Genomic DNA, 21,302 nt, shown 5'->3' on the forward strand with positions numbered 1-21,302 from the left:
TTTCGCCCCGGTTTCCCCCAGCGGCTAACCTCACCCCGTGGCTGAGATCCAGATTCCCGCTGACATCAAGCCCGCCGACGGACGTTTCGGCGCGGGCCCCTCCAAGGTGCGGACGGAGGCGCTGGACGCCCTCGCCGCCACCGGTACCTCTCTGCTGGGCACCTCCCACCGCCAGGCCCCGGTCAAGAACCTGGTCGGCCAGGTGCGGGAGGGCATCAGCGAGCTGTTCCAGCTCCCGGACGGCTACGAGGTCGTCCTCGGCAACGGCGGCTCCACCGCGTTCTGGGACATCGCCACCCACGGCCTGATCGAGAACAAGTCGCAGCACCTCACCTTCGGTGAGTTCAGCTCGAAGTTCGCCAAGGCCGCGAAGCTCGCCCCCTGGCTGGCCGAGCCGACCGTCATCTCCTCGGAGCCCGGCACGCACCCGGAGCCGCAGGCCGAGGCGGGCGTCGACGTCTACGCGTACACCCACAACGAGACCTCCACCGGTGTCGCGGCCCCCGTCAAGCGCGTGGCCGGTGCCGACGAGGGCTCCCTCGTCCTCGTGGACGCGACGAGTGGCGCCGGCGGTCTGCCCGTCGACATCGCCGAGACGGACGTCTACTACTTCGCCCCGCAGAAGTCCTTCGCCTCCGACGGCGGCCTGTGGATCGGTGTCTTCTCCCCGGCCGCGATCGAGCGCGCCGGGCGCGTCCACGCGAGCGGTCGTCATGTGCCGGAGTTCTTCAGCCTGCCGACGGCGATCGACAACTCCCGCAAGAACCAGACGTACAACACCCCGGCCCTCGCCACCCTCTTCCTGCTGAACCAGCAGCTGGAGTGGATCAACGGCCAGGGCGGCCTCGCCTGGTCCACGGCCCGTACGAAGGACTCCTCGACCCGGCTGTACGGCTGGGCGGAGGAGAGCAAGTACGCGACCCCGTTCGTCACGGACCCGGCCAAGCGCTCGCAGGTCATCGGCACGATCGACTTCTCCGACGAGATCGACGCCGCCGCCGTCGCCAAGGTGCTGCGCGCGAACGGCATCGTCGACACCGAGCCCTACCGCAAGCTCGGCCGCAACCAGCTCCGTATCGCGATGTTCCCGGCGATCGACCCGGCGGACGTCGAGGCGCTGACGAAGTGCGTCGACTACGTGATCGAGAAGCTGTAAGCAGTCATCGAGAAGCTGTAAGCGGTTTCCGTACGGCTGTGGAGGGCGCCCGGCGAACCCCGCCGGGCGCCCTCGCCTTTCACCGGCCGAGCTTCTGGAACCTCCGCACCGCGAGCGGCAGGAAGATCGCCGTCAGGACGACGGGCCACACGCCCGCCATGAGCAGGGCGTGCTCCTCGACCCAGGAGTCGCCGCCGCCGACCGGGGTGCCGAACAGGTCACGGGTCGCCGCGGCCGTGGAGGAGATCGGGTTCCAGGCCGCGACCCAGCCCAGCCAGTCGGGCATCAGCTGGGGTGCGACGAAGATGCTGGAGATCATCGTCAGCGGGAAGGCGACCGCGAAAAGTCCGCCCGCCGCCTCCGGGTTGGGGACCAGGAGACCGAGCCACACGCCGATCCAGATCAGCGAGAACCGCAGCCACAGCAGCAGCCCGAACGCGGCCAGGAAATTGAGCCCGCCGTCCGGCCGCCAGCCCATCGCGACCGCGGTCAGCATCATGATCGCCAACTCGGCGCAGGCGCCGAGGAGATCGGTCACCCCGCGTCCGGCGACCACCGCGGAGGAGGCCATGGGCATGGAGCGGAACCGGTCGAGGACGCCCTTGGTGGAGTCGTAGACCACGAGGGTCGCGGTGTTGATGAAGCCGAAGGCCATGGTCATCACGAACATGCCGGGCATCAGGAAGTCCTTGTAGTCCCCGCCCCCGGGCACCTGCATGGCGCTGCCGAAGACATAGCCGTACAGCAGGACGGAGAGGATCGGGAAGCCCAGCTGCCAGGCGATGTTGACCGGTTGGCGCTGGTAGTGGGTGAGGCCGCGGCGGACGATGTTCCACACGTCGGCGAGCAGCCAGTACGTACGGCCGCCCGGAGCCTGCGTGTTCAGGTCTACGGCGGTCATGCCGCTGCCTCCTTCTCGGTGCGGTGTCCGGTCAGACGCAGGAAGACGTCGTCGAGGCTCGGCCTGCGCAGTCCGATGTCCTCGACCCGCACGCCCTCGTCCTGGAGGGTGCGCGCGACCTCGGTGAGCGCGCTCACCCGGTCGGTCACGGGAGCGTGCACCCGCAACTCTGCCTCGTCGGCCTCGGGTTCGCCGTCCGAGACCCGGGAGACGACCTTGACCACGCGCGGGATCTCCGACCGCTCGGCGACCACGACCTCGACCCGGTCGCCGCCGACGAGGTTCTTCAGCCCGTCCGGGGTGTCGTCGGCGATGGCCTTCCCCTGGTCGATGACGGTGATGCGGGAGGCCAGCTTGTCGGCTTCCTCCAGATACTGCGTGGTCAGCAGTACGGTCGTGCCGCTCGCCACCAACGCCCGTACCGACTCCCAGACTTCGCCCCGGCTGCGCGGGTCCAGCCCGGTCGTCGGCTCGTCCAGGAAGAGCACCGCCGGGGCGAGGATCATCGACGCGGCGAGGTCCAGGCGGCGCCGCATACCGCCGCTGTACTTGCCTACGCCCTTCTCGGCGGCGTCGGTCAGGTCGAACCGCTCCAGCAGCTCGGTGGCGCGCGCCTTGGCCCGCCTGCCGCCGAGGTGGAACAGGCGGCCGAACATCTCCAGGTTCTGCCGGCCGGTGAGTACCTCGTCCACCGCGGCGTACTGCCCGGTGAGCCCGATCCGGGCGCGCACCTCGCGCGACTGCCGGACGACGTCCAGGCCGGCCACCGTCGCCCGGCCGCCGTCCAGCTTCAGCAGCGTGGACAGGATGCGCACGGCCGTGGTCTTGCCCGCGCCGTTCGGACCGAGCAGTCCGTGTACGGTGCCCTCGCGGACGGCCAGGTCGAAGCCGTCGAGGGCGCGCTTGTCGCCGTAGCGCTTCTCCAGGGCCTCGGCCCGTACGGCGTGTCCGTCGCTCATGGGGTCCCCCTTCTCCGTAACCGAGTACACCGTACCCGATTGCGCGTACGCCGTACCCAGTTTTTTCCGGAGGACTTAAGCTGAAGGGCATGACCAGCGGCAAGGGCGGTACGGAGACCAGTGGCAGCGGTGACATCGCCCGCACCATGGAACTGCTCTGGGACACCGGCAGGCGCCCCAGCCGCGGCCCGAAGCCGACCCTCACGATCGACCAGATCGTGGAAGCGGCTGTCCGGGTGGCGGACGGCGAGGGTCTTGAGGCGGTCTCCATGCGCCGGGTCGCCGCCGAACTCGGCACCGGCACCATGTCGCTGTACCGGTACGTCCCCGGCAAGGGCGAGCTGCTCGACCTGATGCTGGACCGGGTCCAGCGGCCCTCGGAGGACCCGGCCGATCTGGGCGACGGCACCTGGCGCTCGGCGCTGGAGGCCCTGGGCCGCGCGACCCTCGACCTCTACCGCCGCCACCCCTGGCTGCTCCAGGTCAACCAGTCCCGCCCGCTCCTCGGGCCGAGCGCCCTGGACGGCATGGAGAAGATCCTCGCCCGGCTCAAGCCGATGGGCCTGAGCGACCCCGAAACGGTCTCGGCGATCATCATGATCGACGGCTATGTCGTGGGCGCCGCGCGCACCCAGCTGTACCAGCGGGAGGCGGAACGGCGGACGGGACTGACCGACGCGGAGTTCTGGCAGGCGCAGACGCCGATGCTGGAGAAGGTCCTGACGTCCGGCCGCTATCCCCTGCTCTCCTCCCTCGCCGAGGACACATGGGGGCCGGACTTCGACCACTTCGAGTTCGGGCTGCAGCGGATCCTGGACGGGCTTGAGGTGTTCGTGGCCCGGCGCCGGGAGGAGTGAGCCGGGGGCTCACCTGCGCCGCAGCAGCCGCCCGAAGCCGAACACCGCGGCGATGACGGCGGCCACGGCAAGGGCGCCGACCTTGTAGTCGCCGCCCTCACCGTCACCGGAACCCCCGTCGGCGGACGGCGACTTGGAGTCCCCACCGCCACCCTCGCCGGAGGCGTCCCCGGGCGCGTCCTCCGGCTGCACCGAACTCTCCGCCCCTTCGGCGCCGTACATGAGCTTCGAGCCGTCGGCGGTGTAGGTGACGGACTCGCCCTGGCCGAGGAACGGCACGCTCAGACGGCCGGTCCGCTTGAGGTCGCCGCCGTTCCAGTCAAAGGCGGCGGCGCCGAAGTAGCTGCGGACGACGAGCGTCTTGCCGTCGGGCGCGAGGGTGGCGTCGGTGGCCTGGAGGTTCTCGACGGTGGCGATGGGCTTGAAGACGTTCGTGCCGGAGGCGGAGAGCTCGGCCGGACCCTCGTAGAGTTGCCCGTCCCCGTCCTGCTTGTCCACGATGTAGACGCGCCCGGTCTTCGGATGCACGACGAGCGACTCCGCGTCCCGCGCCCCGTCCTCGTACTTCACGACGTACTGCGTGGCCTTGATCGTCTGATCCCGCAGCTCCTTGGGCTCGGGCAGCTGGTAGATCCACACGTACGGCCAGGTGCCGCCCATGTTGTCGCCGATGTCGCCGACGTAGAGCTGGTTGTCCGGGCCGACGGAGATCGCCTCGACGTCGCGCGGTGCGCCGACGCCGGTCATGGTGAGGGTGGCGACGGTGTCGCCGGTGGCGCTGTCGACGGCGTAGAGGTAGGCGCCGTCGTCACTGTCGTTGTGGGTCCAGTAGATGCCGGGATGCTGACGTGAGGCGGCGAGACCGCTGGACTCGGTGATGCGCGGGTCCTTGATGGTGAAGCCGTCGTCACCGTCGGCGGCGGAGGCGGGCACGGCGAACGCGCCCACGAGGAGGGCGGCGGCGAGGACGGCGAACGGTCGGCGCATGCCGTCAAGACTGCCATCCCGCCCTGCCGTTCGGCGGGGCGTGTCCGGCCTCACACCCCACCCGCCCCGCTGATCGTCCATCATGAGCGGATGCTCAGGTTCATGCCCGTCGGTGACTCCCAGACGATCGGAAGCGCGGGCGAACACACCTGGCGCTACCGACTGTGGCAGCACCTGCGCGACACGTACGGCGGACCCTTCACCCTCGTGGGCCCCCGAGAGACGCTCTACGACAAGGCCACGGACTCCCCCACCTCGTACGAGTACGCCGACCCCGACTTCCCCCGCGCCCACCTGGCCGGCTGGGGCGAGGGCTGGCTGCACATGGCGCCGCTGATCGGCGAGGCGGCACGGTCGTGCCGGGCGGATGTGCTGCTGGTCTCCCTGGGCCTGATCGACCTGGGCTTCTACACGAACGCGCAGCAGACGGCGGAGAACGTGCGGGCCTTCGTGGCCGAGGCACGGGCGGCCCGGCCGAAGGTGCGGATGGCGATCCTGCCGGTCATCCCGAACATCCGGGCGGAGTCCGAGCCCGACTTCGGCGCGCAGGTCACCCTCTTCAACGAACTCCTGGCGAAGGCGGTGGCCGACCTGGACGAGCCCCGCTCGTCCCTCCTGCTGACCTCACCCCCGCCGTCGTACGACATCAACTTCGACACGTATGACGGCACCCACCCGAACGCCAGCGGCGAGCAGAAGATCGCGGCGGCGTTCGCGGACGCGATGTGGCAGGCGTGGGGTCTGGGGGAGCGGTACGGGGACTGAGTTCCTTACGTGACCTGGTCACCGTGCGTATCGTTGTACTGCGCGGCTGCATCTGTCCGTGGGGCGGCCGGGGAGGAGCGCCACGATGACCGTCCTTCAAGACAGGATCGCGATGGCCGACGCCAACACCGAGCGCTTGGACGAGTGGTTCGAGCGGCTTGAGCGCATGCCCGTCCCCGAGGGATACAAGGTCGAGATCGTCGGGGGCAACGTTCACATGACGCCGCAGCGGGACACTCACTGGGAAAACATCCGGCGGATCGTGCGGGCTCTCGAGGACAGGTTCGGCATGGACGTCAAGGTCTTCTCGGACGTCCGCATCGACTTCCCTGGCCACGAGAACGGATTCTGCCCGGACGTCGCCCTACTCAAGGACTCGGCGAAGAAGGACGACAAGAACCACTGGCGTTACCAGGACGTCGACTTCGTCGCCGAGGTCATCTCCGAGGGCACGGGCGCCAACGACTACGGCCCGAAGAAGTCTGCCTACGCGGTCGCCGAGGTCCCTCTTTACCTCGTCGTCGACCCCTACCAGGGCCGGTGCTTCGTCTACACCCACCCCAAGGACGGCGACTACGCCATGAGGACGTCGGTGGACTTCGGCACCGACATCGACCTCACCGGCACCGTCGTAGACCTCGTCCTCAAGACCGACAAGTTCCCCCGCGACTGACAGAATCAGTTCGCATGGCGATCATCCATCACACCACCCTCAAGCCCTCCAAGCTCGACCTGCTCACCACCTGGCTGCCCGCCCGCCCCTGGTATGCCGGCGACGGCGCACCGGAGTTGACCAAGGCCGGCGGTTTCCGGCTGGACGATCCCGAGGGTGAGGTCGGGATCGAGTTCATGGTGGTGGGCGATGCCGACGGGGTCACGTACCTCGTCCCCCTCACCTACCGCGGCGCCCCTCTCGACGGCGCCGAGCACGCCCTCGTCGGGACCATGGAGCACGGGGTGCTGGGCAAGCGCTGGGCCTACGACGGCTGCCATGACCCGGTGCTGGTCGCCGAGTTGTTCGCCCTTGTCGAAGGGCGCGCCCAGGCGCAGGCCCAGTCCATCGACAACACCCCGGACCACGAGATCGCCCGCTCCTACACCGGTCCCGGCGGCCTCCGTCCGCAAGGCCCCGCCGTCGAGGACAAGAGCGGCACCGAGATCACCGCCCAGGACGGCACCACCCTGCGCCTGCATCGCCGCCCCGGCCTCCCCGACGCCCCGCCCCCGGGCGTCGTCGGGCATGTCTCCGGGCACTGGACCGCCCCGGACGGCACCCGCGTCCGCGCGCTCTTCGCCGAGCTGCGCTGAGGATCCTTGCTTCGAGTCCACTCCACGCAGTTGGCTTGTCAGTCATGAAGTACACGCAGCTCGGACGCACGGGACTCAAGGTCAGCCGACTCGTCCTCGGCACCATGAACTTCGGACCGCAGACCGACGAAGCCGACAGCCACGCGATCATGGACGCGGCGCTGGACGCGGGCATCAACTTCTTCGACACCGCCAACGTGTACGGCTGGGGCGAGGACAAGGGCCGTACCGAGTCGATCATCGGCAGCTGGTTCGCCAAGGGCGGCGACCGCCGGGACAAGGTCGTCCTCGCCACCAAGGTGTACGGCAACATGGGCGCCGACGGCGCGGCCTGGCCGAACCACGACAAACTGTCGGCGCTCAACATCCGCCGGGCCGTCGACGCCTCGCTGAAGCGGCTCGGTACGGACCACATCGACGTCTACCAGTTCCACCACATCGACCGGAACACCCCCTTCGAGGAGATCTGGCAGGCCATCGACGTCCTCGTCCAGCAGGGCAAGATCCTGTACGCCGGTTCCAGCAACTTCCCCGGCTACAAGATCGCCCAGGCCAATGAGACCGCCGCCCGCCGCGGCTCGTACGGCCTGGTCAGCGAGCAGTGCCTGTACAACCTGTACGAGCGCCGCGCCGAGATGGAGGTCATCCCGGCCGCGCAGGACTACGGGCTCGGCGTCATCCCGTGGTCGCCGCTGCACGGCGGTCTGCTCGGCGGCGTGATCAAGAAGGAGACGGAGGGCGGACGGCGTGCCTCCGGGCGCGCGGCCGACACCCTCGCCGATCCCGCCGCCCGCGCCCGCCTCCAGTCCTACGAGGACCTGTTGGACAAGCACGGGGTCGAACCGGGCGAAGCGGCCCTGGCCTGGCTCCTCACCCGCCCCGGTGTGACGGGCCCGATCGTCGGCCCGCGCACCGCGCAGCAGCTCGACTCCGCGCTGCGGGCGGTCGAGCTGGAACTGAGCGAGGAGCTGCTGACGGGCTTGGACGAGATCTTCCCCGGACCGGGGCCGGCTCCCGAGGCCTTCGCCTGGTAGCACCCCTGTCAGCGGGGGCGCCCCTGGTCAGGGCGCCTCCGCTACTGGCCCACTGCTGCCGCCAACACGACCACGACGAACATCAGCACAAGCACACCGGCCATGATCCGGTTCCGGGTTTTCGGGTCCACACCCCGAGCCTAACCGCCCGCCCCGAGCGCCCAACGGGCGACCGCCTCGTACCGCGGCTGCTCCCCCGGCACCCCGGACCTCGGCAGGTCACTGCGCACCAGCGCCAGCTCCCCCACGGTCCAGGCGCGCCCGGTGAAGGCGTCCAGCGACGCCAGACAGTCCCGTACATCCACCGCGTCCCGGCTCCGCGCCACCGTCAGATGCGCTTTGTACCGCCGGTGGTCCCCCATCGGCACCCCCGCCTTCCGCCCCGCCGCCTCCGCCCGGTCGGCCAGCAGCCGCATGCTCGGCACATCCCCGTCCGCCCCGACCCACAGCGCCCGGCCGTGCCCGAACTGCCCGCCCCCGCGCAGGGTCAGCCGGAAGGGCTCACTGCGGTGCGCCGCGCGCTCCAGCCGAAGAGACAGATCCGGTACGACGTCGTCGTCGACCTCGCCGTAGAAGGCAAGCGTGAAGTGCCACCCGGGGCGGCCGGTCCAGCGCAGCGCGTCCGACCCCGGCAGCGTCTTCAACTGGTCGACCTCAGCGGCCAGTTCACGGGAAACATCCTCCGGCAGGAGCAGCGCGGCGAAGAGTCTCATACGTCCAGTCTCACCGCCGCACCCGCGAGTGACCCGGTCACCGTGCGTATCGTTGTACTGCGCGTTTGGCCGTGACCGAGCGGCAGCCGGGCAGGAGCGCCACGATGACCGTCCTTGACGACAGGATCGAGATGGCCGAGAGCAGCGGCGAACTCACGCTCGACATGATGTTCGAGTGGCTGGAGAAGATGCCCGTCCCCGAGGGATACAGGACCGAGATCGTCGGGGGGCACATCTTCATGTCACCGCGGCGCCGCACTCACTGGCAAATCATCTTCGACATCCTCGACCAGCTGCGCAGTCGGCACCCCAAGCAGTGTCTGATGTCCGACGTCCGCATCGACTTCCCGGCCGGCTCAACGGTTTCGCCACCGACGTCACCCTGATCGCCGAGGACGCGCAGGTGGACGACAAGGGCCGCTGGCATTACGAGGACGTCGAGTTCATCGCCGAGGTCATCTCCAAGGACACGGCTTCCAACGACTACGGCACCAAGAAGACCGCCTACGCCCTCGCAGAAGTACCGGTGTACCTGATCGTGGATCCCTACACCGCGGAGTGGCACCTGCACGCCCTGCCCCAGGACGGCAAGTACCACAGCGCGGTCAGCTTCTCCTTCGGTGAAGAGATCGACCTGGCCGAGACCGCGGTCGGCCTCGTCCTGAAGAGCGACGAGTTCCCCCGCGACTGACCTGGACGCCCCTCCTACGCCACCGTCGCCAGCTGCTCCCGCTCCCTCGGCACGAAGCGGACCACCGGATGTCCGCCGTTCCAGCCCACCGTCAGCCGTAGATTGCCGACTCGGGCCAGGACCAGGCCGATCACGACCGCCGCGGCCGCGGCGATGGCGCCGCCGGCGGCCAGGCCCGCGCGGACGCCGTACGCGTCGGTGATCCAGCCGGCGATCGGCGCTCCCAGCGGCGCGCCGCCCATGAACACCATCATGTACAGGGCCATCACCCGGCCGCGCATGGCCGGGTCGGTGCTCAGCTGGACGCTGCTGTTGGCGGTGACGTTGACCGTCATGCCGAACATCCCGATCGGGACCATGAGCAGCGCGAACAGCCACAGCGAGGGCGCGATCGCGGCCGCGATCTCCAGCGCGCCGAAGGCCACCGCGCCCGCGACCAGCACCCTGAGCCGGGCGGTGCCGCGGCGGGCGGCGAGCAGGGCGCCCGACAGGGAGCCCACCGCCATCAGGGTGTTGAACAGGCTGTAGGAGCCGGCCCCCGCGTGGAAGACGTCGTCGGCGAAGGCGGAGAGGTAGACGGGGAAGTTGAAGCCGAAGGTGCTGACGAACCCGACCAGGACGATGGTCCAGATCAGCTCCGGGCGCCCGGCGACGTACTGCAGGCCCTCCCGCAGCTGACCCTTGCCGCGCGGCGCCCGCTCGACGACGTGCAGGTCGCGGGCGCGCATCAGCAGCAGCCCGGCGATGGGCGCGACGAAGGACAGGCCGTTGAAAAGGAAGGCCCATCCCGTGCCCACGCCGGTGATCATCAGGCCGGCCACCGCCGGGCCGACGAGCCGCGCGGACTGGAAGTTCGCCGAGTTGAGACTGACCGCGTTCTGGAGCTGGTCGGGGCCGACCATCTCGGTGACGAAGGTCTGCCGGGCCGGGTTGTCGACGACCGTCGCGAGACCCACGGCCCAGGCGGCGAGGTAGACGTGCCAGACCTCGACATGTCCGCTCAGCGTCAAAAAGGCGAGCGCGAGGCCGGTCACGGCCATGGCGGACTGCGTGACGAGCAGCGTGGGCCGCTTGGGCAGCCGGTCGACGAGGACACCGCCGTAGAGGCCGAAGAGCAGCATCGGCAGGAACTGCAGAGCCGTCGTGATGCCGACGGCGGTCGCGGAGCCGGTGAGGCTGAGGACCAGCCAGTCCTGGGCGATGCGCTGCATCCAGGTGCCGGTGTTGGAGACGACCTGTCCGATGAAGAACAGGCGGTAGTTCCGGACGCCCAGCGAGCTGAACATCGAGGACTTGGAAGACTTGGTAGGGGTGGTCGGTGCGGGGGCGGAGGGTGCTCCGGATCCCGTACTCAAAAGGCTTCGCCTCCTTCGACGCGCTTACAGGTGTGCGAGCTTCTCCAGTACGGGGGCGGCGGCGCGGAGTTTCGCCCACTCGTCCTCGTCGAGGCCGTCGACCAGGGTGGCCAGGAAGGCGTTGCGCTTACGGCGGCTCTCTTCGAGCATCGCCTCGGCCTGCTCGGTCCTCGTGACGACCTTCTGGCGCCGGTCCTCGGGGTGCGGCTCAAGCCGGACCAGCCCCTTGGCCTCCAGCAACGCGACGATGCGGGTCATCGACGGCGGCTGGACATGCTCCTTGCGGGCGAGCTCGCCCGGGGTGGCCTGGCCGCAGTTGGAGAGGGTGCCGAGCACCGACATCTCGGTCGGGCTCAGCGACTCGTCGACCCGCTGGTGCTTGAGCCGGCGGGACAGCCGCATGACAGCGGAGCGCAGGGAGTTCACGGCGGCAGCATCGTCGCCGTGGGTAAGGTCCGACATGTTCTTTAGGTTACCTCATTACCCTGACTAAAGACCACCCTGACACGCACAAATGCCCGTGACCCCGGCCACTGAACCCCGCCGTCACCCATATGAGTGAGCCGAATCCGGAAAGTGACACGCGGTCCGGCCACCTGAGGTGACCCTCGTAGGCATGGGGACCAGCGTGCTCAGCCTGCGGATAGACGGGGAGCTGCTCGAACGGCTCCGGCACCACGCGGCGAAAAGAGGAATGAGCGTCCAGGACTACGTGGTCCGGGCGCTCATTCGGGACGACTTCGACGAGCGGTTCCAGACCGCCGTGGAAGAGACAGAGAAGTTCTACGGCCTTACGTGAGGCCCAGCGCCGGCATCAGGTAGTAGAAGCCGAACACCGTGGCCACGACATACATCGCGGCGGGGATCTCCTTGCCCCGCCCGGCCGCCAGCCGCAGCACCACGAAGGTGATGAAGCCCATGCCGATGCCGTTGGTGATCGAGTAGGTGAACGGCATCATCACCATCGTCACGAACGCCGGGATCGCGATCGTGTAGTCGGCCCAGTCGATCTCCTTGACGGAGTTCGCGAGGATCAGGAAGCCGACCGCGAGCAGCGCCGGGGTGGCCGCCTGGGACGGGACCATGGTGGCGACCGGCGTCAGGAAGAGCGCGACGGTGAAGAGCCCGCCGGTGACGATGTTCGCGAAGCCGGTGCGGGCGCCCTCGCCGACGCCGGCCGTGGACTCCACGAAGGCGGTGGTGGCCGAGGAGGAGCTGGCACCGCCCGCGGCGACCGCGAGGCCGTCGACGAAGAGGACCTTGTTGATGCCGGGCATCTGCCCCTGGGCGTCGGTCAGCTTGGCCTCGTCGGAGACGCCCATGATCGTGCCCATGGCGTCGAAGAAGCACGACAGCAGGACCGTGAAGACGAACAGGACGCCGGTCAGCATGCCGACCTTCTCGAACCCGCCGAACAGGCTGACCTCGCCGACCAGACCGAAGTCGGGGGAGGCGAGCGGGTTGCCCGGCCACTTCGGGGTGGTCAGGCCCCAGGAGGGGATGTCCGCGACCGCGTTGATGATCACCGCGAGGACCGTCATGGTGACGATCGAGATCAGGATGGCGCCGGAGACCTTGCGCACGATGAGGGCCAGCGTCAGCAGCGCGCCCAGGATGAAGACGAGCACCGGCCAGCCGTTGAGATGACCGCCGCCGCCGAGCTGGAGCGGGACGGTGGTCTGGGCGGCGTCCGGGATGCGGGAGACGAACCCGGAGTCGACGAGCCCGATCAGCATGATGAACAGGCCGATACCGATCGAGATGGCCTTGCGCAGTCCGAAGGGAACGGCGTTCATCACGCGCTCGCGCAGACCCGTGGCGACCAGCAGCATCACGACGAAGCCGGCCAGGACGACCATGCCCATGGCGTCCGGCCAGGACATCCGGGGCGCGAGCTGGAGCGCGACGACCGAGTTCACGCCGAGTCCGGCGGCCAGCGCGATCGGCACATTGCCGATGACGCCCATGAGGAGCGTGGTGAAGGCGGCCGTCAGGGCGGTGGCGGTGACCAGCTGACCGTTGTCGAGCTGATTGCCGTACATGTCCTTCGCGCTGCCGAGGATGATCGGGTTCAGCACGATGATGTACGCCATCGCGAAGAAGGTGGCGAAGCCACCGCGGACCTCACGCGCGAGCGTGCTGCCCCGCTCCGAGATCTTGAAGAAGCGGTCGAGCGCACCGTACGCGGGCGCGCCGCCCGGCTGCTCGGGGGCGGGAACCTTGGCGGGGGCCGAGGTGGGCATTGGCGTTTCCTACGAACAGAAGTGGTCAGAGACAAACGGTTTCAGTATGAACATATGATGGATTGATCGCTATCTCCGCGCGTAGACCGCGTGTGGACCTGATCGCGGTGAGCCGCTATCCGATCGCCTCGTAAGCTGTGCCCATGGCGAAGTGGACACCCCAGCACGAGGCGCCGGAGCCCCTGGAGGGCCCCGTCGTCGCCACCATCACGGGCGGCACGATCCTCTGGTTCGTCCTCTTCCTGATCCAGCTCCCCTTCTACGGCTGGTTCGACGACCGCGGGCACCTGTGGTGGCTGTGGACCTGCCTGGCCGGCGGCGGGCTCGGTCTGATCGGCATCTGGTACGTCCGCAAGCGGGACGCCGCGATCAAGCGGTCCGCGTCCGCACAGCAGTAGGCGCGGCCTACAACCACGGCACCATTTCGCCCCGTTGCCCGTCCTCCCCAGGTCGGATCTTCCGCGCACTCGGCGGGTGAAGCCGTAAATCCGCACGTACCGTCGAATGCATGACGCACATCGACGCGGGCACCGAAGTCGATCCCGGCCATCCCCTGCCCGCCCCGGTGGGTACGGGCGGACTGACCGCCGCCGAAGTGGCCGAGCGGGTCGCGCGGGGGCAGGTCAACGACATACCGGTGCGCAGCAGCCGCTCCACCGTCGATATCGTCCGGGCCAATGTCTTCACCCGGTTCAACGCGATCATCGGCGTGCTCTGGCTGATCACGCTGTTCGTCGCGCCGATCCAGGACAGCCTGTTCGGCTTCGTCATCCTCGCCAACACCGGTATCGGCATCGTCCAGGAGTGGCGCGCGAAGAAGACCCTGGACTCCCTCGCCGTCATCGGGGAGGCCCGGCCCACCGTCCGGCGCGACGGGGTCGCCGCCGAGGTGACCACCGCCGAGATCGTGCTGGACGACCTGATCGAGATCGGGCCCGGTGACAAGGCCGTCGTCGACGGGGTGTGCGTCGAGGCCGACGGCCTGGAGATCGACGAGTCCCTGCTCACCGGCGAGGCGGACCCGGTCGTCAAACGGCCCGGGGACCAGGTCCTGTCCGGCAGCTTCGTGGTCGCGGGCGGCGGCGCCTTCCAGGCCACCAAGGTGGGCCGCGAGGCCTACGCCGCCCAGCTCGCCGAGGAGGCCTCCCGCTTCACCCTGGTCCACTCCGAGCTGCGCTCCGGCATCTCCACGATCCTCAAGTACGTGACCTGGATGATGATCCCGGCCGCGCTCGGTCTGATCGCCACCCAGCTCTTCGTGAAGAACAAGGACCTCGACGACTCGATCGCCCGGACCGTCGGCGGCATCGTCCCCATGGTCCCCGAGGGCCTGGTCCTGCTCACCTCCGTCGCCTTCGCCATCGGCGTCATCCGGCTTGGCCGAAAACAGTGCCTGGTTCAGGAACTCCCGGCCATCGAGGGCCTCGCCCGCGTCGACACCGTCTGCCTCGACAAGACCGGCACCCTCACCGAGGGCGGCATGGACGTCACCGAGCTCAGACCGCTGGGCGGCCGCGACGAGGGTTACGTCCGCACCGTGCTCGGCGCCCTCGGCGAGTCCGACCCCCGCCCCAACGCCTCCCTCCAGGCCATCATCGACGCCTACCCCGACGCCGAGGACTGGCGCTGCACCGAGTCCCTCCCCTTCTCCTCCGCCCGCAAGTACAGCGGCGCCACCTTCAGCGAGGGGGGCGGCGAGTCCAGTACGTGGCTGCTGGGGGCGCCTGATGTGCTCCTGCCCGCCGGTGACCCGGCCCTCGCGGAGACCGAGGCGCTCAACAAGCAGGGCCTGCGCGTCCTGCTGCTCGCCCGGGCCGGCCGCGACCTCGACGATCCCGGCGTGGCCGACGGTGCCAAGCCCGCCGCACTCGTCGTCCTGGAACAGCGGCTGCGGCCCGACGCCGCCGACACCCTGCGCTACTTCGCCGAGCAGAACGTCAGCGCCAAGGTCATCTCCGGCGACAACGCGGTCTCGGTGGGCGCGGTCGCGAACAAGCTCGGGCTGATGGGAACGACCGTCGACGCACGCACGCTGCCGCGCGACAAGGACGGCATGGCCGCCGCCCTCGACGAGGCCACGATGTTCGGGCGCGTCACCCCGCAGCAGAAGCGGGACATGGTCGGCGCCCTCCAGTCCCACGGGCACAACGTCGCCATGACCGGCGACGGCGTGAACGACGTCCTGGCCCTGAAGGACGCCGACATCGGCGTCGCGATGGGCTCGGGTTCGGAGGCCACCCGCGCGGTGGCGCAGATCGTGCTGCTCAACAACAGCTTCGCCACGCTTCCCTCGGTGGTCGCCGAGGGGCGGCGGGTCATCGGGAACATCACCCGGGTCGCGACGCTGTTCCTGGTGAAGACGGTGTACTCGGTACTGCTGGCCGTGATGGTGGTGTGCTGGCAGGTGGAATACCCGTTCCTGCCACGGCACTTGACCCTGCTGTCCACCCTGACCATCGGCGTCCCGGCGTTCTTCCTCGCCCTCGCGCCCAACAAGGAACGGGCGAAACCGCACTTCGTGCGGCGGGTGATGCGGTACTCGATCCCGGGTGGCGTGGTGGCCGCGGTCGCGACCTTCCTGACGTACCTGATCGCCCGTCACTACTACTCGGGCGAGGGGGCGTTGGACGCGGAGACCAGCGCGGCGACGCTCACGCTGTTCCTGATCTCGATGTGGGTGCTGGCGATCATCGCGCGGCCGTACACCTGGTGGCGGGTGGCCCTGGTCGCGTCGATGGGCCTCGGCTTCGTCCTGGTGCTGGTCGTGCCCTGGCTGCAGGAGTTCTTCGCGCTGCGGCTGGTCGGCGAGACCATGCCCTGGATCGCGGTGGGGATTTCGGTGGGTGCGGCGGCCGCCCTGGAGTTCCTGTGGAAGTGGGTCGACCGCCGTTTCCCGGCGTAAGGAGTCCTACTGCACGTCGATGGCGTCGCCCTTGGCGCTGACCGGCGCCGTGCTCGTGATGCCCGCGTACGTGAAGCGGTAGTAGCCGTCCTCGGAGGCCGTGACCGTCGTCTTCAGCGCACCGCCCGTGGCGGTCTGGACGCCCTTGACGTTCGTGTAGGCGGTCGTGCCCGCCTTGCGGAACTGGAGCACCACCTTCTGGCCCGCCGGGAGGCCCACGTACTTCTCGGTCTCCCAGTTGGCGCGGGTCAGCTTGCCGGTGACCGTGATGGGCTTGCCCTTCTTCACCGGCTCCGGCGCGGCGTCGACCGTGAGCTTGGAGGCGCGCTGGACCACCGTGCTGCCGAGGTCGCCCTGGTCGGCGTAACCGACCTTGGTGATGTCGTAGTTCTCGCCGAGCGGGTCCTGGCCGTTCTGCGCGAGCGCGAGGGCCGCGCCCTTCCAGGTGCCGGCGTCGGAGTTCAGCAGCTCGCCGTCGCCCGGGTAGATGTCGATCTTGCCGGTGCAGTCGGCGGTGGTGGCCGAGGTCGAGGTGCAGGTGGCGGCCTTGTTGCCGAACAGCATGTTGTCCGGGGTCGCGAAGGCGCCCTTGTAGATGTACGGGCCGGTCTGGAAGTCCTCGGCCTTGATGTCGATGTCGGCGGCGTGGGTCATCGTGTAGGTGACCGTCGTCGAGACCTGGGCGGTCGTGCCGGCCTTGACCGTCTTGGCGATCTTGAAGTTGGAGAAGGTGACGTCCATGTCGTACGGGGCGTCGGCGCGGGTGCCGTAGGCGCTCTTGGCGGCGGCGTCGCGGATCTTCGCGACGTCGGCACGGTAGGCGGAGGCGGAGTCGTCGGCCTGCGCGGCCGGCACGGCGAAGGCGGACAGGGCCAGGGCGCCGGAGACGGCGGCCACAGTGGCGCGAATACGCATGCGTTCCCCAAATGGTCGTGAAGGGAGCCTGGATGCTCCACATGATCAGAGGGGCGCGCGGGCCGTTCGGTTGCCCGACGGCCCCAAAACGCCGACGCCCGGCCGCGGATGGCTTCCGGGACCGGGCGACTGCGTACTGCCGGGCTGCTTACTGGACGTCGATGAAGTCACCCGCGGCCGAGACCGGCGCGGTGGACGTGATGCCCGCGTAGGTGAAGCGGTAGTAACCGTCGGTGGACGCCGTGACCGTGGTCTTCAGCGCGCCGCCCGTGGTGGTCTTGATGCCCTTGACGTTGGAGTACGTCGTGGTGCCCTTCTTGCGGAACTGCAGCACCACGCTCTGGCCGCTGGGCATGCCCACGTACGTGTTGGAGTCCCAGCTGGCGCGGGTCAGCTTGCCGGTGACCGTGATGGTCTTGCCCTTCTTCACCGGCTCCGGCGAGGCGTTGACCGTCAGCTTGGAGTAGCGCTGGAGGTTGAAGGAGTTGGTCTTGTCCTGCACCGCGACACCGACGTTGTCCAGGTTCGGGTTCTCCGGGTCCTCACCGTTGAAGGCGACCGCGAAGGCGGCGGCCTTCCAGGCGCCCGCGTCCTCGTTCAGCAGCGCGAGCGGGTCGATGGTGACGGTGGCCTTGCAGGACGCGGCGGTGGCCGAGGTGTCCGTGCAGGTGGCGTCGTTGCTGTCGAACGACCAGATGGAGTTGTCGAACGAGTCGCCGCGGTAGAGCTCGACACCCGCGAAGAAGTCGGAGGCCTGGATGTCGACGTCCGCGCCGTGGGTGAGGGTGAAGGAGACCGGCACGTTCACCACGTTGGTGGTGCCGACCTTGATGTTGCTGCCGTTGTTGACCTTGACGTTCGAGAAGGTGGCGTCGAGGGCGTAGGGAAGGCCCCCCTCGGCCGCGGCGAAGGCCGACTTGCCGGTGGCCGCGTGGGCGGCCTCGCTCGCGGCGCTGAGCTGGGCGGGCACCCGCGAGTCGTCGGCCTGCGCGAGAGGCGCGGCAACGGCGGACAGGGCCAGGGCGCCGGAGACGGCGGCCACGGTGGCGCGAATACGCATGTGTTCCCCAGTTGGAGAGGGGCCCCGACGATGGTCGTTCCCTACGGCTCGTCGTCGGTCGGGGCCCAAGTGATCGTGGAGCCTGTTGGCTCGCATGATCAGATTCGTGACGCATGTGAATGGTTGTACGTCGTACGAAAATTCTGTGCGGATATTTTTGGGACCGTGTGAGCGGCTCAGTCGAACCAGCGGTCCCGCGCCAGCTCCTGCGTCCGCGACGGGTCCTCCAGCAGCGCCGCCACCTCGAACCGGCGCGGCCACTGCCCGGCCGCCCAGGCCAGACCCGCGGCAACGCCCTCCAGCGTGGACGCGTGCAGCACGCCGTCGTCGGTGAGCCGCCAGTCGATCTCCACGCCGTCCACGACGAGTTCCTCGTGCTCGACGTAGGAGGACGGGGTCCGCGGCCCCAGCAGCACCCGCACGGATTCCGGTACGTCGTGCTCGGTGCCCTCGGAGTCGACCTCGCCGGTGACGGACTCGCTGAGGCGCCGCACCTGGAACAGCTCGGCCAGCTCCGCGGCCCGCGACGGCCGTACCGGCAGCAGCGGGACGCCCTCGGTGAAGGGCAGCAGGTCGGGCGAGTCGACGACCACGGCGTCGGCCGCGTCCGCCACCTCCACCCGGCCGTCGATCACGGCCCGCAGCTCGTCCGGCAGGGTCACCTGCTCGGGGTCGAGGTCCGCCAAGGCGCTGTAGAGGGCGTGCAGTTGGGCGCCGGTCACGTTCCGTTCGGGGTCGGCGAGCCGGTCCAGCAGCTCGGCGGCGCCGCCCGGCTCGTCGAGCAGGGCCGCGACCGACGTCCGTACGCCCAGGGCCCGCAACACCTGCTCGTCGTCGAACCCGGTCGCGTCGGCCTCGTCGTACAGGCCGCGCAGCAGCGGGTCGCCACCGGAGGCGAGCAGCCCCGCGGGGCGGCGGCCGTCGAGCACGGGGTGCCCGCGCAACCACCAGGCGGTGTAGGGCCGTACGACCTCGTGCGTGCCGTCGGGCAGCAGGATCCGCACCTGCTGGGTGAGGGCGTCCCTGAGCGGCGGCTGGGCGAGGAGGGCGAGGGCCTGGGGCCACTTGTCGTCGTCGACCAGGTCCAGATCGCGTACGGCGACCAGTTCCGTGGCGACGGGCGGCACCGGGGTGTCCGGGAAGCGGTCGAGGATGTCCTCGCTCCACACATCCACGGCGTCCAGCAGCCCGGCGTCGTCCGGCTCGGCGAAGTCCCCTTCCCGGGGCTCCAGTTCATCGGGGTCGAGGACGACGTCCGTGGCCCGGACGAGCGCGAAGCCGGCGAGCACTCCGCAGGCGGCGAGGGGCTGCTCGCCCCACTTGCCGGCCAGTTCGGCGTCCACGGCGGCGAGTTCGCCCTCACGCATGACCTGGTGGAAGGGGCTGCCGGGCAGCACCAGCTCGCCCGCGGGCGCCAGTTCCCCTTCCTCGTCCGGCAGGGCGAGGGCGCCGAGCCAGGGCTCGTCACCGGGTTCGAGGTCGGCGTCCCGCACCAACGCCAGGACGGTGTCGGCCAGTTCCTCGGCGTCGGGGGCCCCCTGCTCCCAGTCGAGACCGCCCTCGTCGTCCAGGGAGGCGGCGACAGCGGCGCGCACCTGCGGGGTGGTGAGCACGGCCCGCGCGGTGGCGGGCAGCGCGCCGAGCTTCTCCAGCAGCGGGTGGGCGGCGGCCGGGTGGGCCACCTTCAGACCGAGCCGGGCGAGGACCTCGGGGTCGACGGGGGCGCCCTCGGGACTGGGCAGGAGCACCTGCCGGGGCCCGATGGTGGTCCGCCCGTCGGCCAGCGGTACGGGAAGCCCGGAGAGCCGGTCGGGGTCGACGCCGGCGAGGCTGTCGTACAGCCGCCGCCACCAGCCCGGCTCCTTCTCCAGACCGGCCAGCCGGTCCACGGCATCGGTCAGCGGAACCCGGGCCACGCCCAACGTCCGCAGCTCCACCCGCCGTTCGAGCCCGGCGGGCAGCAGAGTGGGCAGCACTTCGGCGAGGACACGCACGGTGTCCGATCCCGCGCCCTCGACGACCTCGGCCTCCCGGGGCCGCAGGGCCTCGGGAAGATCGTCGGTGGCTTCGAGGGCGGGGGGCAGGAAAGAGGTCCGGGGCAGCCGTTCCAGGATCGCCGCCCGCAGTGCGCCGTCCAGCTCGCCCTTGCCGAGCGGCCCGGGCACGAGGTCGATGATCCCCGCGGTCACCGGCCGCCACTCGGCGAGCAGCTCGGCGTAGGCGTCGGCGGCGCGCTCGACGAGGAAGTCGGTCAGCGGGCCGGGGGCGGCGTGCCGCCGGGTGGTGTCCAGCGGGAAGGAGGCGATGAGCAGCGCGGGCACCCCGAGCGGCTCGTCGCTCGGCGTCGGGGCGTGCACGACGGGGCTGGTGCGCGGCCGTGCCGGGGAGCCGTCCGCTTCGGCGGGCACGGCCCAGGTGACGGACCAGTGGGGGCGCAGCCGCTCCTCCACGGGCCGGTCGGCGAGCAGCTCCGCCGTGAGCGGCCCGTGCGCGACAGCCGTACGCCAGTGGGTGATGCCGTCCCGCGAATCCTCTACGACGGTGAAGACGCCGTCGGTGCGGCGGCTGATCGTCCGTACGGTGTCCGTCTCGATGACGACCTCGGTGAGCCCCGGCAGGGCGAGCAGGAGGGCGTCGTCGACGGCGTGCAGGAGGCGCTCGGCGAGGTCGGCGGCGGCCGTGTCGCGCAGCGGCAGGATGACGGCGGTGTCGTAGGGGCCGGGGGCGGTGCCCTCGGCGGCGAAGGGGAGCCGGAGGAGGGGCACATGACCGTCGCGGCGGCGGATCTCGTCCCCCAGACCCGGACTGTGCCGGGCGGTGTCGGCGGCGAGTTCACGGGCCTCCGCGAGCGACCAGCGCACCCCGCCGTGCCGGCCGACCACGGCGGGCTCGTCGGTGACGGACAGGACGGCGGCGAAACCGACGCCGAAGCGGCCGATGGAGGGAGTGTCCCGTTTGGCGGACGCCCGGAGCGTGGAGAGCGACTCGACGCCGGCCGCGTCCAGCGGGGCGCCGGTGTTCGCGGCGACGAGGACGCCGTCGCGCAGGGTGAGCCGGAGCCGTCCTGGCACGCCCGCGCGTGCGGCGGCGTCGGCGGCGTTCTGAGCGAGCTCCACGACGAGCCGGTCGCGGTATCCGCCGAGGACGAGGTCCTCCTCGGCGTTGGCGTCCTCCCGGAACCGGGCGGGGCTGGTGGCCCAGGCGTCCAGTACCCCGCGTCGCAGCCGGGCGGTCCCGAACGGATCCGCTCCCTCGACGGCCGGCCGCACGAACTTGCTCACGTTCACTCCACTCATCGGCGTGACGATGAAGGTACCGCGAGGTGGGGCCCCGCTAACCCCGGGCCAGGGGCTTACCGAGGGCTAGGGCCTGTCCGGCGGATCAGGTCGGCTGCAAGGAACGGTGCTGCCCGGCCCGAACCGAGCGGGGTCTGGTGCGTGCAGCCGCAAGGCGGAG

19 protein-coding genes and 1 pseudogene are annotated in these 21,302 nt (G+C 70.0%); 10 read left to right on the forward strand and 10 right to left on the reverse strand.

The features are described 5' to 3' along the window. Positions 1–37 precede the first annotated feature (37 nt). Positions 38–1,156: a phosphoserine transaminase gene (gene serC, locus RMT89_RS14205; RefSeq protein WP_315884100.1), complete on the forward strand. Its 1,119-nt coding sequence runs from the start codon at positions 38–40 to the stop codon at positions 1,154–1,156. 79 nt (positions 1,157–1,235) lie between these two features. Here serC and RMT89_RS14210 read toward each other — a convergent pair whose 3' ends face one another. Next, the gene (locus RMT89_RS14210; RefSeq protein ID WP_315884101.1) at positions 1,236–2,057 is read right to left on the reverse strand and encodes an ABC transporter permease; all 822 of its coding nucleotides are present in this window, start codon (positions 2,055–2,057) and stop codon (positions 1,236–1,238) included. After that, positions 2,054–3,016, reverse strand: a complete 963-nt coding sequence (locus tag RMT89_RS14215) for an ATP-binding cassette domain-containing protein (RefSeq protein WP_315884102.1) — start codon at positions 3,014–3,016, stop codon at positions 2,054–2,056. Before RMT89_RS14215 ends, RMT89_RS14210 begins: the two co-directional genes overlap by 4 nt. A gap of 89 nt (positions 3,017–3,105) precedes the next feature. Between RMT89_RS14215 and RMT89_RS14220 the strand changes: the two genes are divergently transcribed. Beyond that, entirely contained in the window at positions 3,106–3,873 is a 768-nt protein-coding gene (locus RMT89_RS14220) for a TetR/AcrR family transcriptional regulator (protein WP_315884103.1), read from the forward strand. Positions 3,874–3,882: 9 nt separating this feature from the next. Here RMT89_RS14220 and RMT89_RS14225 read toward each other — a convergent pair whose 3' ends face one another. Then, positions 3,883–4,860, reverse strand: coding sequence for a WD40 repeat domain-containing protein (locus RMT89_RS14225; protein WP_315884104.1), 978 nt, complete (start codon positions 4,858–4,860; stop codon positions 3,883–3,885). A 90-nt stretch (positions 4,861–4,950) separates the two neighbouring features. Between RMT89_RS14225 and RMT89_RS14230 the strand changes: the two genes are divergently transcribed. From RMT89_RS14230 to RMT89_RS14245, 4 genes are all read left to right on the forward strand, one after another. Then, positions 4,951–5,625, forward strand: a complete 675-nt coding sequence (locus RMT89_RS14230) for an SGNH/GDSL hydrolase family protein (protein ID WP_315884105.1) — start codon at positions 4,951–4,953, stop codon at positions 5,623–5,625. Between the two features lie 85 nt (positions 5,626–5,710). Beyond that, on the forward strand, positions 5,711–6,298 hold the full coding sequence (locus RMT89_RS14235; RefSeq protein WP_315884106.1) for a Uma2 family endonuclease: 588 nt from the start codon (positions 5,711–5,713) through the stop codon (positions 6,296–6,298). A gap of 14 nt (positions 6,299–6,312) precedes the next feature. Then, positions 6,313–6,933, forward strand: coding sequence for a maltokinase N-terminal cap-like domain-containing protein (locus tag RMT89_RS14240; RefSeq protein ID WP_315884107.1), 621 nt, complete (start codon positions 6,313–6,315; stop codon positions 6,931–6,933). A 44-nt stretch (positions 6,934–6,977) separates the two neighbouring features. Beyond that, entirely contained in the window at positions 6,978–7,967 is a 990-nt protein-coding gene (locus RMT89_RS14245) for an aldo/keto reductase (RefSeq protein ID WP_315884108.1), read from the forward strand. Positions 7,968–8,107: 140 nt separating this feature from the next. Here the strand turns inward: RMT89_RS14245 and thpR are convergent, their stop codons facing one another. Continuing rightward, positions 8,108–8,680, reverse strand: coding sequence for an RNA 2',3'-cyclic phosphodiesterase (thpR, locus tag RMT89_RS14250; protein WP_315884109.1), 573 nt, complete (start codon positions 8,678–8,680; stop codon positions 8,108–8,110). A 104-nt stretch (positions 8,681–8,784) separates the two neighbouring features. On the opposite strand from thpR, the pseudogene RMT89_RS14255 reads away from it, so the two are divergent. Beyond that, positions 8,785–9,371, forward strand: a pseudogene (locus tag RMT89_RS14255) (Uma2 family endonuclease). 14 nt (positions 9,372–9,385) lie between these two features. Here RMT89_RS14255 and RMT89_RS14260 read toward each other — a convergent pair. Next, positions 9,386–10,726, reverse strand: coding sequence for an MFS transporter (locus RMT89_RS14260; protein WP_399498120.1), 1,341 nt, complete (start codon positions 10,724–10,726; stop codon positions 9,386–9,388). Positions 10,727–10,750: 24 nt separating this feature from the next. Next, positions 10,751–11,188, reverse strand: coding sequence for a MarR family transcriptional regulator (locus RMT89_RS14265; RefSeq protein WP_315884111.1), 438 nt, complete (start codon positions 11,186–11,188; stop codon positions 10,751–10,753). A 154-nt stretch (positions 11,189–11,342) separates the two neighbouring features. Here RMT89_RS14265 and RMT89_RS14270 point away from each other — a divergent pair, with 154 nt between their 5' ends. Next, complete coding sequence (locus RMT89_RS14270) at positions 11,343–11,525, forward strand: ribbon-helix-helix protein, CopG family (RefSeq protein ID WP_315884112.1); 183 nt, start codon at positions 11,343–11,345, stop codon at positions 11,523–11,525. Here the strand turns inward: RMT89_RS14270 and RMT89_RS14275 are convergent. Beyond that, positions 11,518–12,969 (reverse strand): NCS2 family permease, encoded by a 1,452-nt coding sequence (locus RMT89_RS14275; RefSeq protein WP_315884113.1) that lies wholly within the window; start codon positions 12,967–12,969, stop codon positions 11,518–11,520. The genes RMT89_RS14270 and RMT89_RS14275 overlap by 8 nt on opposite strands. 143 nt (positions 12,970–13,112) lie before the next feature. Between RMT89_RS14275 and RMT89_RS14280 the strand changes: the two genes are divergently transcribed. Both RMT89_RS14280 and RMT89_RS14285 read left to right on the forward strand, forming a co-directional pair. Then, positions 13,113–13,367: a DUF2530 domain-containing protein gene (locus RMT89_RS14280; protein ID WP_315884114.1), complete on the forward strand. Its 255-nt coding sequence runs from the start codon at positions 13,113–13,115 to the stop codon at positions 13,365–13,367. 110 nt (positions 13,368–13,477) lie between these two features. After that, positions 13,478–15,871, forward strand: coding sequence for a cation-translocating P-type ATPase (locus RMT89_RS14285; RefSeq protein WP_315884115.1), 2,394 nt, complete (start codon positions 13,478–13,480; stop codon positions 15,869–15,871). 6 nt (positions 15,872–15,877) lie between these two features. Here the strand turns inward: RMT89_RS14285 and RMT89_RS14290 are convergent, their stop codons facing one another. The 3 genes from RMT89_RS14290 to RMT89_RS14300 all read right to left on the reverse strand — a co-directional run bounded on the left by RMT89_RS14290 (position 15,878) and on the right by RMT89_RS14300 (position 21,127). Continuing rightward, positions 15,878–16,786, reverse strand: coding sequence for a hypothetical protein (locus RMT89_RS14290; RefSeq protein WP_315884116.1), 909 nt, complete (start codon positions 16,784–16,786; stop codon positions 15,878–15,880). A gap of 148 nt (positions 16,787–16,934) precedes the next feature. Next, entirely contained in the window at positions 16,935–17,846 is a 912-nt protein-coding gene (locus RMT89_RS14295; protein ID WP_315884117.1) for a hypothetical protein, read from the reverse strand. A 176-nt stretch (positions 17,847–18,022) separates the two neighbouring features. After that, a complete protein-coding gene (locus tag RMT89_RS14300; protein WP_315884118.1) occupies positions 18,023–21,127 on the reverse strand; it encodes a sacsin N-terminal ATP-binding-like domain-containing protein in 3,105 nt (1,034 codons plus the stop codon). Positions 21,128–21,302 lie beyond the last annotated feature (175 nt).

It is taken from the genome of Streptomyces sp. P17, assembly GCF_032436805.1.
Classification (GTDB): domain Bacteria; phylum Actinomycetota; class Actinomycetes; order Streptomycetales; family Streptomycetaceae; genus Streptomyces.

Bases quoted from the DNA above. Each gene is read 5' to 3' on its own strand.
- RMT89_RS14275 (WP_315884113.1), bottom strand. From the start codon at position 12,969: ATGCCCACCTCGGCCCCCGCCAAGGTTCCCGCCCCCGAGCAGCCGGGC.
- RMT89_RS14290 (WP_315884116.1), bottom strand. From the start codon at position 16,786: ATGCGTATTCGCGCCACTGTGGCCGCCGTCTCCGGCGCCCTGGCCCTG.
- RMT89_RS14210 (WP_315884101.1), bottom strand. From the start codon at position 2,057: ATGACCGCCGTAGACCTGAACACGCAGGCTCCGGGCGGCCGTACGTAC.
- RMT89_RS14285 (WP_315884115.1), top strand. From the start codon at position 13,478: ATGACGCACATCGACGCGGGCACCGAAGTCGATCCCGGCCATCCCCTG.
- RMT89_RS14295 (WP_315884117.1), bottom strand. From the start codon at position 17,846: ATGCGTATTCGCGCCACCGTGGCCGCCGTCTCCGGCGCCCTGGCCCTG.
- thpR (WP_315884109.1), bottom strand. From the start codon at position 8,680: ATGAGACTCTTCGCCGCGCTGCTCCTGCCGGAGGATGTTTCCCGTGAA.
- RMT89_RS14240 (WP_315884107.1), top strand. From the start codon at position 6,313: ATGGCGATCATCCATCACACCACCCTCAAGCCCTCCAAGCTCGACCTG.
- RMT89_RS14235 (WP_315884106.1), top strand. From the start codon at position 5,711: ATGACCGTCCTTCAAGACAGGATCGCGATGGCCGACGCCAACACCGAG.
- RMT89_RS14230 (WP_315884105.1), top strand. From the start codon at position 4,951: ATGCTCAGGTTCATGCCCGTCGGTGACTCCCAGACGATCGGAAGCGCG.
- RMT89_RS14245 (WP_315884108.1), top strand. From the start codon at position 6,978: ATGAAGTACACGCAGCTCGGACGCACGGGACTCAAGGTCAGCCGACTC.
- RMT89_RS14265 (WP_315884111.1), bottom strand. From the start codon at position 11,188: ATGTCGGACCTTACCCACGGCGACGATGCTGCCGCCGTGAACTCCCTG.
- RMT89_RS14280 (WP_315884114.1), top strand. From the start codon at position 13,113: ATGGCGAAGTGGACACCCCAGCACGAGGCGCCGGAGCCCCTGGAGGGC.
- RMT89_RS14225 (WP_315884104.1), bottom strand. From the start codon at position 4,860: ATGCGCCGACCGTTCGCCGTCCTCGCCGCCGCCCTCCTCGTGGGCGCG.
- RMT89_RS14270 (WP_315884112.1), top strand. From the start codon at position 11,343: ATGGGGACCAGCGTGCTCAGCCTGCGGATAGACGGGGAGCTGCTCGAA.
- RMT89_RS14215 (WP_315884102.1), bottom strand. From the start codon at position 3,016: ATGAGCGACGGACACGCCGTACGGGCCGAGGCCCTGGAGAAGCGCTAC.
- RMT89_RS14220 (WP_315884103.1), top strand. From the start codon at position 3,106: ATGACCAGCGGCAAGGGCGGTACGGAGACCAGTGGCAGCGGTGACATC.